The organism is Mesorhizobium sp. Primo-A, from assembly GCF_003997175.1.
Lineage (GTDB): Bacteria > Pseudomonadota > Alphaproteobacteria > Rhizobiales > Rhizobiaceae > Mesorhizobium > Mesorhizobium ciceri.
Window position 1 is genome coordinate 112,802 of record NZ_RZTG01000009.1, and the last position, 11,767, is coordinate 124,568.

An 11,767-nucleotide genomic window follows, 5' to 3' on the forward strand; every position below is an offset into this window, starting at 1 on the left:
CTCACTTCACCTCGAACTGCGGATCGACTGGAATCTGCATCGCCGTCACCAGATGGTTGGTCTGGCCGGCGAGCCCGATGATCGACACCAGTTCGCCATGCTGCGCATCGGTCATGCCCTTGGCGCGGGCTGCCGCCGTGTGCGAGTGGACGCAGTAGGAGCAGCCATTGGCGGTCGACACCGCGATGTAGATCATCTCCTTGGTCAGCGGATCGATGGCGCTGTCGGCGACCATCACCACCTTCAACTGTTCCCAGATCCGCTTCAGCGCCGGAGGATCATTGGCCAGCCCGCGCCAGAAATTGTTGACGAAATCAGATTTGCGCGTCGCGCGGATGTCTTCGAACACGGCTTTCACGGCGGGAATCTTTTCGACCTCGGCATCGCTGAGGAGTTTTGTGGTGGCCATGGGGTTTTTCCTTCGTTGGATCGTTGCGTGAATTGAATCAGGTCTTGAGCAATTGCGGCCAATCCACTCGTCCGATTCACTTTTCCAGCGCCGGCGTCTAGATTCAGGTCAGGCCGAGTCGAAAATGGTGGGTTCCGAGAACCGGAGCGGAGCGTACTTTTCGTACGTGAGAACCGGAAGCGCAGGAAACCGCCATTTGCAGGCCGGCCTCACCTGAATCTAATGCACGGCCGCGTACATGATCTTCTCCTCCGTGGCCTCCGCCGGCGAAAACTCCTCGACGATGCGGCCCTGGCGGCAGACCAGGATGCGGTCGGACAGGTTCATGATCTCCGGCAGGTAGGACGAGATGACGACGACGGCCAGCCCCTCATCGGCCAGCCGGTTGATGATCTGGTGGATCTCGGCGATCGCGCCGACATCGACGCCACGTGTCGGCTCGTCGAAGATGACGATGCGCGGCTTCTGCACCAGCCCCTTGCCGATCACCACCTTCTGCTGGTTGCCGCCTGACAGCTCGACGACGCGCGCATTGTCGTTGATTGCCTTGATGTTCAGCGTCTTCGTCCATTCGGCCGAGAGCGCGCGCATCTCCTGCGTGTTGATCACCCAGGCCTTTTCGCGGCCCGCCGCCAGCAGTCCGCCGAACAGGTTTTCGGCAATGCCCATCGTCTCGAAGATGCCTTCGCTCTTGCGGTCCTCGGTGACATAGACGATGCCGTCGGCCACCGCTTCGCTCGGCACGAGATAGCGCACCGGTCTGTCATCGAGTTCAATCGCGCCCCCGCGCAGGAAATCCCGTTTGTAGATGCCTGAGACGATCTTGAATGTCTCGGTGCGGCCGGAGCCGATCAGCCCAAACACGCCGGTGATCTGGCCCTCGAAGATCGAAAAAGAGGTGTTGCGCACGACATTGCTCATCGAAATGTCCTGCACCGACAGCACTTTCTTGCCCGCCTTGCGCAGCTTCGCTTCGTCGCGCTGGCGGTAGATCTGTCCCGATAGCGTGCGCCCGACCATGGCGGAAACGATCCTGTCGCGGTCGAAGGCGGATGTGTCGTCGGTAATGACCAGCTCGCCGTCGCGCAGGATGGTGATGCGGTCGGCGATATCGAGCGCCTCTTCCAGCGCATGGCTGATGAAGACGATCGAGACGCCGCCCGCCTTCAGCCGGCGGATCAGCGCGAAGAAGTGCCGCTTCTCCTCCGGCGTCAGCGTCGCCGTCGGCTCGTCGAAGATGATGATCTCGGCATTGTGGTGGACGGCGCGCGCGATCTCGACCATCTGCCGCTTGGCGGCGCCCAACGTTGCCACCATGGCGTTGGGGTCGACCGGAAAATTCAGCGACTGCAGGAACTGCTGCGCTGAAATGTAGGTGCCGCGCAGCCGGTTGAGGAACTTTTCGGTGCCGAGATAAAGGTTCTGCGCCACCGTCATCGACGGCACCAGGCTGGTCTCCTGGAACACCATGGCGATGCCGGCTTCAAGCGCTGCGTGCGGCGAGGCGTAGGCGATCTCTTGCCCATTGTGGAACATCTTGCCCGAAGTGGCATCGACCACACCGGCGATGATCTTGGTCAGCGTCGATTTGCCCGCGCCGTTCTCGCCGAGCAGCGCATGGATCTCGCCCTTGCGCAATTCGAAGCTGACGTTCTTCACCGCAGGCACGCCACGATAATTCTTGGTGACGTTTTCCAGCCGAACGATCGGTTCCATCAAAAACCTCCCGCATCGATCGCCAGCACGCAGTCGCCGCCTCTGGAGGCGACAAACAGCCGGCCATCCTTTTCCGCAACGCTGCAGATGCCATGACGCGTTCCATTGGCGCGGCTGTGCAGGCTGAACAGCGGCTGCATCTTCTGGTCGAGCCTGACCACCAGCCCATAGGAGCGGCTCGGCGACCACGGCTTGTGGATGCCCATGGTGCGGATGCCGCCGCATTGCAGCGGCTCGAGGAAGCTGCGGCTGGACGCCAGTGCCGGCGCGATCCAGTAGGCCGGCGGCACTTGGCTCAGCATGTCCTGCCGGTAATGCGTTTCCTGCAGCACGAATTCGATCAGCCGGTTGCGCGGCGCAAACAAGGTCAGCCAGGCCCCACCATCGGCGGACGGCGACAGCCGCGCGGGATATCCCGGCAGATGTGCAAGCACCGTCGAGCGGTTGCCGGTAGCGCCATCGAAGCGAACAAGCTGGTGACGCCAGCTTTCGCTAACCAGCAGATCCTCGCCGACAGGATGCAGCCCGTAGGGAAAGGCAATGTCGCCGGCGAGTTTGCGGAAATCACCGCCTGCGGCGCCTCGCTTCCAGAGCGAACCGGACACGCCCTTCTTCATCAGATCGGCGGCCCATTGCGATGGCGCATGCTCGGTCGAGCCGTTGGCCAGCCACAGCGTGCCGTCATCCGCATAGGCTAGTGCGGTGATGCAGCTGATCCCGGCCGGCAGTGAAACGTCGCTGCCGCCAATCAGCAACTTGCCGCTTTCCAGCCCGACCGTCAGTTCGCCCAATGGCGACAGCGCCAGCGCGGTGACGGCAGACGGAAAGGTCTCGACCACGACAGGTTGCGCTCCAGCAGCAATCGAATGGATGGCGTTGCCGCTGGAGACCAGCAGCCTGTCACCGGTAACCAGCAGATTATCCGGTTCCGTCAGCTCGGCAAAAGCCGGCGCATCATCCAGCCGCGTATTGGGGCGAAAAGCGCCGTCGAGCGGCGGGATGGTCACCGCCTTACCGCGGAACAGGTCGAGCACCGGGTCGAGGATCATGGCTTTGCTCCCCAATAGGAAGCGGGGCTGGTCCAGTTCGGGTCGGCGCCTGCAATCTTGTAGCGGCCGATACGGTTGTTGAGGATGCCGCCGACGAACAGATACCCCTTGTGCTCGCGCATCGAGGTGACCATCGGGTGCGCGCCGCCGGTGAGGTCGCCCATCGCCTCGACGATGCCGCCCTTCTCTGTGAATTTCACCACACCGCCGGTGTTGATGTTGGGGAACAGCCATTCGTCCTGCGGCAGCCGGCGCGTCATGCGCTTGCGCATGTCGGGATGGCGCAGCGACAGGTCGAAGCTCGGCGTGCGCATGCCGAGCCACGCCATCCAGTAATTGCCGTCGGAGGCGCGGTTGATGTTGTCGGGATAGCCCGGCATGTCGCGGATGACGCATTCGGCGGTGCCGGCCTTCGGCCCTTCCAGCCAGTAGCGGTGCACGCGGCAGGCCCAGCTTTCGGCGAAGAACAGCGACTTGCCGTCATGCGCCATGCACACACCGTTGGTGTAGCGATAGCCGTCGAGCAGCGTCTTCGTCGAGCCGTCCTTCGGGTCGTAGACCAGCAGCCGGCCGGTGGCACGGTTCTCGATCGAATCCAGCGCCCAATCGTGGGCGTCATATCGCTTAGTTGAATCTGTGAAATAGATGCGGCCGTCCGGTGCGATATCGCAGTCGTTGGGGTCACGCAGCCGTGCATCGTCGACGATCGAGGTCCACGAGCGCGACGTCTCCGCCGAGAGGCGTTTGACCTCCCGATCCGGCGAGACCGAATAGAGACCCATCGCGCCGACGCAGCTGATCAGATTGCCTGATTTGTCGAAGGCCAGCCCCAGCGGGAAACCGCCGATGTGGGCAAACACCTCCGACCTGACATAGTCCGGCGCGAAGAAGCGGACGATCTCGCCATGACGCGTGCCGCAATAGAGATTGTCGTCGCGGTCGAGGATGACGTCTTCCGGCCCCTCCAGCTCGCCAAGCCCGATATGCTCTGCGGCCGACAGCCTGTTGTCGAGTTCGTATGGCGTGCCCGAGCCGGGTGCGGCCGACTGTGTCTCGCCCATCTTGAGATAGACCGGCGCGACATAGACCTCATTCAGCACCTTGTGCCGGTTCTTCAGCCAGCGGATGTCGATGGTCACCGCCACCGCCAACATGATGCCGAGCACCATCTGGTTGGTGCCGGTGCCGTAGCCCAAGCGGATCAGACCGTTGGTCATGGTCAGCACGATGATTGCGCCCATCAGCCCCTTGATCACCGAGCCGCGCCCGCCGCCGAGGCTGACGCCGCCGACCACCGCCGCCGTCAGCGCCATGATCTCGAGGTTGAGGCCGGTTCCCGGCCCTGCCCCGCTCAGCCGGCAAGCAATGAGGAAGCCGCCGATCGAGGCGCAGAAGCCGGAAAAGACATAGGTCATGAACACGGTGCGGCGCACGCGGATGCCGGCATTGTGCGCCGAGCGCCTGGAGCCGCCGACCGCCAGCACGTGCCAGCCCGGCCGCGAACGCGTCAGCGCGATATGGGTGACGATGGCCAGGATGATCGCCAGCCACACCGAGACGGACAGCCCCCAGAAGGTGCTGTCGCCGATGAAGTCGAGCACATCCGATGTCGCGGTCGAGAGCTGCACATCGGCGGCATAGGTGGTGACCAGGATGTCGAACAGCGCCCGGCCGAAGATGAAGGTCACCAGCGTGGTGAGAAAGGCGCGCAGCCTGAGATAGCCGACAAGGTAGCCGTTGATGGCGCCGAAGATGAGGCCGGTGGCGAGCGATGCGGCCAGCGCCAGCCAGATCGACTGTTCGAGGATGAAGAAGACATAGACGGCGGAAAAGCACGACAGCGCGAAGATCGAGCCGACCGACAGATCGATGCCGCCACCCAGCATCACCACCGTCATGCCGGTGACGACCATCGAGAACTCGCCGAGCTGGCGGGTCGATTCCTGCAAAGCGGTCAGCTTGAAGAAGCCGGGAATGACCGAGCCGAAGGTCGCCAATGTCGCCACCAGCGCCAGGAACGGAATGGCGTTGTCGGTCCAGCGTTTGGTCAGTATCTCGCCGACGACATGGTCGGGCACGAGATTGTAGCGCCAGGACTGGAGGCGTTCGCGAAAGGACATCGGCTGCTGCTATTCCATGAGGGGACGAGGTGACCGGATCCTTCCGGTCACCTCGCTTGTACTTCAGTCGAAAAGGTGCGGCTTACTTTGCCGCCGCCGCTTGTGCCTGCAGCGCCTTCAGGTCCCAGCAGCTGTCGGGCTTGAGGTCGGCCTTGGTCGTCGCCTTCTCCAGCGTGTAGATGTAGGTGTGCGAGGTGCCGGCCGGCTGGCCGCTCTGCAGCAGGAACTTGATGATGGCGTTCATGTCGCCCGACTGGCGAGCAAGATCGGTCATCACCACAGCGCCATAGGTGCCGTCGACCAGCTTGTCGCAATCGGCCGCCTTTTCGCCGCCGCCGGTGGTGACCAGGAACACCTTGCCGTCGAGTTTGGCATCGCGGATCGCGGCGGACGCGCCGGTGGCGTCGCCATCCCAGAAATCGATGATCGAGCAGATATCCGGGTTCTGCTGCAGCATCGTCGTCGTCACGTTGCGCGAGGTCGTCGCATCCCAGTTGGAATCGGGCTTGGCCACCACCTTGAAGTCGGGATTCTTGTCCAGCACCTTCATGATGCCGGCATACTGATAGAGGCTGGAGGAGTTCGCCTGGTCACCCTGCACAAGGCCGATCTTCTTCGACGAGTTCGGGCCGCAGCCCTTGATCGCCGCTTCGGCCTCGAGCTGGCCAAGCCGGTCCCAGTCACTGCCGATAAAGGCGTCGGCCGGGAAGTTGGCGGGATTGTCGACCAGGATGACATAGGTGCCGGCGGCCTGTGCCTTCTTCATCAGCTTGGAATAGGAGTTGAGGTCCGGCGCGTGGATGATCAGCACATCCGGCCTGGTGTCCGAGGAGATGGCGTCCGTGATCGCCTGCGCGCCGGCATCGACGACCCAGTTCGGGTCGCGCGTCTCGAACACGCCGCCCCAGGCCTCGACTTCGGTCTTCAGATAGTGCGCCCAGCCCTGCGCCAGGTCGAAGCCCATTGCCAGCGGCACCAGCATGACGCGCTTGCCCTTGAGCGCCTGCGCGTACGCAGTCGGCCCCGGATCGTCGGCGGCGAAGGTTGGCGCCACGAAGGCGGTGACGGCGAGCGCCGTGGCGGCGGCCATGAGTGTCTTGATCAGTTTCATGTCGGATCCTTTTGCTTTGGTCGTTGTTATCAGCGGCCGGCCCCAACCGTCCGCCGCAGTTCAGGTCTAAATGTCGCCCTGCTGGGCGGTCTGCTCGTCACGTGGATTGATGATGCCGTCGACGATGATGGCGCCGAGCAGGATCGCTGCCTTGATCAGGTTCTGGTAGAGCAGCGGAATGTCGATGATGGTCATGGCGTTGAGCAGGATGCCGATCAGTGCCGCACCGACCAGCACGTTGCGCACCCCGCCGCGCCCGCCGGACAGGCCGATGCCGCCGATAACCGCCACCAGCACGATATCGTAGAGCAGCGTCGAATTGACGACGCGGGTATTGATCGAATGCAGGCTGGCCGCCGTCAGCAGGCCGGCGACCAGTGCGACGAAGGCGGAAAGCACATAGCGCAGCACCAGCATCGGCCGCACCGGCATGCCGATGTTGCGGGCGGCCACCGGATTATCGCCGGCGAAATAGATATAGCGGCCCCATTTGGTGTAGCGAAGGAACAGGAAGAACAGGAAGGCCAGCCCTGCGAAGACGAAAACCTCGATGGGAATGTCGAGGAAGCGCAGGCCGCCGAGCAACTCGACCCAATGGCCCTGCGGCACCGGCACGGCATCCTGCGTGATCAGTTGCGAGCGTACATAGCCGAAGACGAAGGAGCCTGTCGCCAGCGTCACGAAGATCGCCGGCACGTCGGCATAGGCGACGAGAAAACCATTGAGCAGGCCGATGGCCAGCACACCGGCCAGCACATAGGCGAAGGCAAGCCCGTCCGGCGTCCCCGAATTCAGCAGTTGCAGGTACCAGGCGACCGACATCGCCATGATCGCGACGGCAGAGAGGTCGATGCCGCGGCCGATGATGACCACGGCCATGCCGAGCGCAAGGATGCCCAGCACCGACACGGAGCGGACGATGGCGACGAGATTGTTGGGGTCGATGAAACCTGGCAGGCCTATAGCCGCTGCAACGAACAGCACCACGGCGATGGCAAAGACAATGCCTTCCTGGTTCAGGCTCCTGAAATTTGGCCAGCCGATGGTGTTCATGTCTGCGTTTGCCCCGATGGCAGCGCTGCCATCCCTGGGAAAGAACGCTAATCGGCCCAACGCCGGTTCGTCAAATGAATCCGCGCCCGGAACCCAGGCCGGCTGCGATATTTATCGAGTGGACGATCGATTGCCGAAGCTGGCGCAATGCGCGGAAAACTCTGCGCTTTTGGCAATTGGTTGCGCCATTGCGGCCGCACGCGAAAGCGCTGCACCAAGGCAAAGGGACAGGACGGAATTTATCTCCGCATCAGGCGGAAAAATCGATCTGAATTTCCCGGCGAGTGCCCGGAAACCTCCGCGCCCGCACCTGGCGGGAGCACGAGAAAACGCAGCGCCGCCACCAGCCCGATGGCGCCGATCACCAGAAAGGCTACTCGAAAATCCACAAGATCGAGAGCGGGGCGATCCCTGACGATCTGCGACAGATTAAGGATCGCCGCCGCCACCGCGACGCCAAACAGCATCGCCACCTGCTGCAGCATCGAGGACAGCGTCGCCGCCGAGCTTCGTTGCGACGCATCGATGTCGGCGAAGGCCAGCGTGTTAAGGGCGGTGAACTGCATCGAGCGCGACAGGCCGGCAATCAGCATCAGCGCCACCACCAGCGCTTGCGGCGTCTGCGGCGAGATCGCTCCGCAAGCCATGATCGAGGCCGAGGCGATGATGCCGTTGACGACCATCACTGAGCGGAAACCGAAACGGCGCAGCGTCGGCGTGGTCACCGTCTTCATGCCGAGATTGCCAAGGAAATAGGCCAGGATCATCAAGCCGGCATCGACAGGCGAAAGGCCGAAGCCAACCTGGAACAGCAGCGGCAGCAGGAACGGCGTGGCGTTGATCGCCACCCGGAAAATGGTGCCGGCGGCAAGCGTCGAGATGGCGAAGGTCAGCACCTTGAACGAGGAGAGATCGAGCAGCGGATGCGGCGCGCGCCTGAGATGGCGCACCGCCAGCCAGCCGAGGACGATGCCGGCTACGATCAGCAGCGCTGTCGGCAGCACGCCGTCCTCGGGATGCGCGATACGCTCGAGACCGTAGAGCAGCAAGGCAAGTCCCGCCGATGTCAGGAAAAAACCGGGCCAGTCGAGCGGCTTGGGGTCGGCCTCGCGGTCGCCTGGGATGAAACGGGCGACCAGCGCCAGCCCGATCACGCCGAGCGGGATGTTGATGAAGAAATTCCAGTGCCAGGACAGATAGGTGGTGATGAAGCCGCCGAGCACCGGCCCGACCACCGGCGCAAACAGTGCTGGCCAGGTGATCAGCGCCGTGGCGTTGAGCAGTTCGGATTTCGGCGCATTGCGCAGGACGAGAATGCGCCCAACCGGCGTCATCAGCGCGCTGCCGAGCCCTTGCACGACACGTGCGGCGACGAACTGGGTCAGGGTTTGCGAGAGGCCGCAGGCGAGCGAAGCCAGGGTGAACAGGACGATCGCCAGCAGGAAGATGTTGCGCGCCCCGAACCGGTCGGCGAGCCAGCCCGACAGCGGCACGAACACCGCCATGGTCAGCATGTAGACGGTGATGCCGATGCTCATCGCCACCGGCGACACGCCGAAGGAGGCGCCCATCTGCGGCAGCGATGTCGAGATGATCGTCGAATCCAGCAACTGCATGAAGAAGGCGATGGCGACGATCAGCGCCACGCGCCGCGCATGGATGGCCGTTTCGGACAAGGTTGCGGTCTCGGGAATGGCAGTCATGACGGAACCGGTTTGAACAGCATCTCCCCGGCGGCGTCCAGAGACGTCGCAACAAACTTTCGTGTGCCGCCATGGCCTGCTATGGAATGGATGGGGCCGTCGAGGAGAGTATACGCGTAACATGAAGCCCATCTACATCGACTACCTCAATGCCCTCGACATCGATGCCCTTGCCATGACCGATGGCGAAATCATCGCCGCCGTCGAGGCTGGCCTGGTGGCGCAAGGCAAGGGCCAGACGGTGATCGAACCGCGCGTCCATCTCGAGCCGGACCCGTCCTTCCACGGCCATTTCAATGTGTTGCGCGGCTACGTCGCGCCGCTCGACACGGCCGGCGTCAAGATCGTCGGCGACTATGTCGACAATTACCTGCATGGCCTGCCTTCCGAATTCGGCATCCTCAACCTGTTCGACCCGCGCACCGGCGCGCCGCGCGCCATCCTCGACGCCACCGTCATCACCGACATGCGAACCGGCGCCGTCACCGCCATCGGCGCCAGGCATCTGGCGCGCAAGAATTCCAAGGTGCTGGCCCATATCGGCGCGCGCGGCACCGCCTACTGGAATGTGCGCCTGCTCGACCATCTCTTCGACTTCGACGAGATTCGCGTCCATTCGCGCCGCCCGGAAAGCCGCGACGGTTTTGCCGCCGAACTCTCCGCCGATCTCGGCAAGACGGTCACAGCGGTGGCCGACTGGAAAAGCTGCATCGAGGGCGCCGACATCGTCGTCGAGGCCTCGCGGCTGCCGGAGCCGCAGCCGCTGCTGAGGACCGAATGGATCAAACGGGGCGCACTGGTCGTGCCCTATGGCACGATGAGCGCGGTCGAACTGTCGTTGACCGACATCATGCAGAAAATGGTCGTCGACGATTGGGGCCAGTGCAAGGGCGGCAAGTTCGGCTCGCTACGCGCCCATGTCGAGACCGGGCGGCTGAGCGAGCAGACGCTGCATGCCGAGCTCGGCCAGATCGCCGCCGGCCTGAAAGTTGGGCGCGAAAGCGACGACGAAACGATCCTGTTCTGGCATCGTGGCCTGTCGCTGTCTGATATCGCATTGGGCAAGGCGATGCTGGCCAAGGCGCAGGCGCAAGGCATCGGCCAGAGACTGCGCTTCGCATGAGCGCGCTCGTCCTCACCGGAACCGGCGTCGGCGTTGGCGATGTCGCTGCGGTCGCCCGCGATGGGCGCAAGGTGGAGATCGGACCCGATGTCATCGGCAGGCTGGAGAAGGCACGAAAAGTGCTCGACCAGGCTGCAGCGTCCAGCCAGCAGATCTATGGCTTGAACACCGGGCTCGGCGCCAATCTCGGCACTGCTGTAGAGGGCGATGCCGGAGCCTTCCAGCGCCAGTTGCTGGAGGGACGCAGCGGCGCCGTCGGCGAAGGATTGCCGGTCGATGCCGTGCGGGCAAGCATGGCCGCGCGTGCAGCGATGCTGTCGGTTGGCGGATCCGGCCTTTCGTCTTCCGTCTTCGTTGCTTTGCTCGACGCGCTCAATGCCGGCGTCCATCCCGTCATGCCCTCGCTCGGTTCGATCGGAGCCGGCGACCTGGTGCTGATGACGGCACTCGCCCGCATGCTCACCGGCGAAGGCGAAGCCGACTATCAGGGCCGTCGCATACCGGCGGCCAAGGCGCTGATGATGGCGCGCCTCGCCCCGATCAGCCTGGCGCCCAAGGACGGGCTATCGCTGATCAACGCATCGGCGGTTTCCGCCGGCAGCGGCGCACTTGCGGTGACGGATGCCCTCACTGCCCTGGCCCAGCAACAGCATGCCGGGGCTCTGACCATGGAAGGTTTTGGTGCCAACCGCACCATCCTCGACCCGCGCCTGCATATGGCGCGCCCGGCGGCCGGCCAGCAGGAAGCAGCCAAGGTGCTGCACAATCTGCTCGTCCGAGACGACGCGCCGGCACCGACCACCTTGCAGGACCCGCTGTCGATCCGCTGCATGCCATCGGTCCATGGCGCACTGATCGAGGCGATCGGCCAGGCGAGACAGGCTGTCGAGATCGAGCTCAACGCCGCCGCCGACAACCCGCTGGTGCTGGGCGATGATGAACTGGTACTGTCGACCGGCAATTTCCACACCGCCGCACTGGCGCTCGCCTTTGAGACGCTCGGCCTGGCGATCGCCCAATGTGCCGCGGCCAGTGCCGCGCGCTTCATTCAGCTCACCGGTTCGGGCCGCAATGGCCTGCCGAAATATCTGTCGCCGGTCGGCGGCGCCTCGGCCGGCTTCGTGCCGCTACAGAAGACAGTGACCTCGATCCTGGCCGCCATCCGCCACAAGGCCAATCCGGTGATGCTCGACTTTCTGGCCGTGTCGGAGGGCGTCGAGGATCACGCCACGCAGACACCTCTGGCGGTTGCGAAATGCGCAGGGATGATCGCGCTGTGGCGGCGGCTGATCGCCTTCGAATTGATGGCCGCGGCACAGGCCGTCGACCTGCGCGACGGCTTCACACTGGCGCCGCGCACGGCCGCACTTCACGCGGCGATACGCTCGCTCGTCCCCATGCTGAAAGAGGACCGGCCGCTCGGCATCGACGCCGAAGCGCTTTACGCCGCGCTCGCCGGCGGAAATTGGCCGGCCTGACGCGG

9 protein-coding genes are annotated in these 11,767 nt (G+C 63.9%); 2 read left to right on the forward strand and 7 right to left on the reverse strand.

Going from position 1 to position 11,767, the window contains the following annotated elements:
- Position 1: 1 nt before the first annotated feature.
- The 7 genes from EOC83_RS17845 to EOC83_RS17875 form a co-directional block, all read right to left on the reverse strand.
- Positions 2-409 (reverse strand): carboxymuconolactone decarboxylase family protein, encoded by a 408-nt coding sequence (locus EOC83_RS17845; RefSeq protein WP_063168528.1) that lies wholly within the window; start codon positions 407-409, stop codon positions 2-4.
- 219 nt (positions 410-628) lie between these two features.
- Positions 629-2,125: a sugar ABC transporter ATP-binding protein gene (locus EOC83_RS17850; RefSeq protein ID WP_063168529.1), complete on the reverse strand. Its 1,497-nt coding sequence runs from the start codon at positions 2,123-2,125 to the stop codon at positions 629-631.
- Entirely contained in the window at positions 2,125-3,174 is a 1,050-nt protein-coding gene (locus EOC83_RS17855) for a hypothetical protein (RefSeq protein ID WP_063168530.1), read from the reverse strand. Before EOC83_RS17855 ends, EOC83_RS17850 begins: the two co-directional genes overlap by 1 nt.
- Positions 3,171-5,294 carry an SMP-30/gluconolactonase/LRE family protein gene (locus EOC83_RS17860; protein WP_013530839.1) on the reverse strand — a complete coding sequence of 708 codons (2,124 nt, stop codon included), beginning with the start codon at positions 5,292-5,294 and terminating at the stop codon, positions 3,171-3,173. Before EOC83_RS17860 ends, EOC83_RS17855 begins: the two co-directional genes overlap by 4 nt.
- 82 nt (positions 5,295-5,376) lie before the next feature.
- The gene (locus EOC83_RS17865; RefSeq protein WP_063168531.1) at positions 5,377-6,405 is read right to left on the reverse strand and encodes a sugar ABC transporter substrate-binding protein; all 1,029 of its coding nucleotides are present in this window, start codon (positions 6,403-6,405) and stop codon (positions 5,377-5,379) included.
- Between the two features lie 66 nt (positions 6,406-6,471).
- Positions 6,472-7,458, reverse strand: coding sequence for an ABC transporter permease (locus tag EOC83_RS17870; protein ID WP_013530837.1), 987 nt, complete (start codon positions 7,456-7,458; stop codon positions 6,472-6,474).
- Positions 7,459-7,697: 239 nt separating this feature from the next.
- On the reverse strand, positions 7,698-9,161 hold the full coding sequence (locus EOC83_RS17875) for a DHA2 family efflux MFS transporter permease subunit (protein WP_063168532.1): 1,464 nt from the start codon (positions 9,159-9,161) through the stop codon (positions 7,698-7,700).
- A 121-nt stretch (positions 9,162-9,282) separates the two neighbouring features.
- Here EOC83_RS17875 and EOC83_RS17880 point away from each other — a divergent pair, with 121 nt between their 5' ends.
- Together EOC83_RS17880 and hutH are read left to right on the forward strand one after the other, a co-directional pair.
- Positions 9,283-10,284, forward strand: coding sequence for an ornithine cyclodeaminase family protein (locus EOC83_RS17880; RefSeq protein ID WP_063168533.1), 1,002 nt, complete (start codon positions 9,283-9,285; stop codon positions 10,282-10,284).
- Positions 10,281-11,762, forward strand: a complete 1,482-nt coding sequence (hutH, locus tag EOC83_RS17885; RefSeq protein WP_063168534.1) for a histidine ammonia-lyase — start codon at positions 10,281-10,283, stop codon at positions 11,760-11,762. The genes EOC83_RS17880 and hutH overlap by 4 nt, the downstream gene beginning before the upstream one ends.
- Positions 11,763-11,767 lie beyond the last annotated feature (5 nt).

What these genes read in the sequence shown, in the direction of transcription:
- EOC83_RS17845 (WP_063168528.1), bottom strand. Translation starts at nt 409, where the DNA reads ATGGCCACCACAAAACTCCTCAGCGATGCCGAGGTCGAAAAGATTCCC.
- EOC83_RS17850 (WP_063168529.1), bottom strand. Translation starts at nt 2,125, where the DNA reads ATGGAACCGATCGTTCGGCTGGAAAACGTCACCAAGAATTATCGTGGC.
- EOC83_RS17855 (WP_063168530.1), bottom strand. Translation starts at nt 3,174, where the DNA reads ATGATCCTCGACCCGGTGCTCGACCTGTTCCGCGGTAAGGCGGTGACC.
- EOC83_RS17860 (WP_013530839.1), bottom strand. Translation starts at nt 5,294, where the DNA reads ATGTCCTTTCGCGAACGCCTCCAGTCCTGGCGCTACAATCTCGTGCCC.
- EOC83_RS17865 (WP_063168531.1), bottom strand. Translation starts at nt 6,405, where the DNA reads ATGAAACTGATCAAGACACTCATGGCCGCCGCCACGGCGCTCGCCGTC.
- EOC83_RS17870 (WP_013530837.1), bottom strand. Translation starts at nt 7,458, where the DNA reads ATGAACACCATCGGCTGGCCAAATTTCAGGAGCCTGAACCAGGAAGGC.
- EOC83_RS17875 (WP_063168532.1), bottom strand. Translation starts at nt 9,161, where the DNA reads ATGACTGCCATTCCCGAGACCGCAACCTTGTCCGAAACGGCCATCCAT.
- EOC83_RS17880 (WP_063168533.1), top strand. Translation starts at nt 9,283, where the DNA reads ATGAAGCCCATCTACATCGACTACCTCAATGCCCTCGACATCGATGCC.
- hutH (WP_063168534.1), top strand. Translation starts at nt 10,281, where the DNA reads ATGAGCGCGCTCGTCCTCACCGGAACCGGCGTCGGCGTTGGCGATGTC.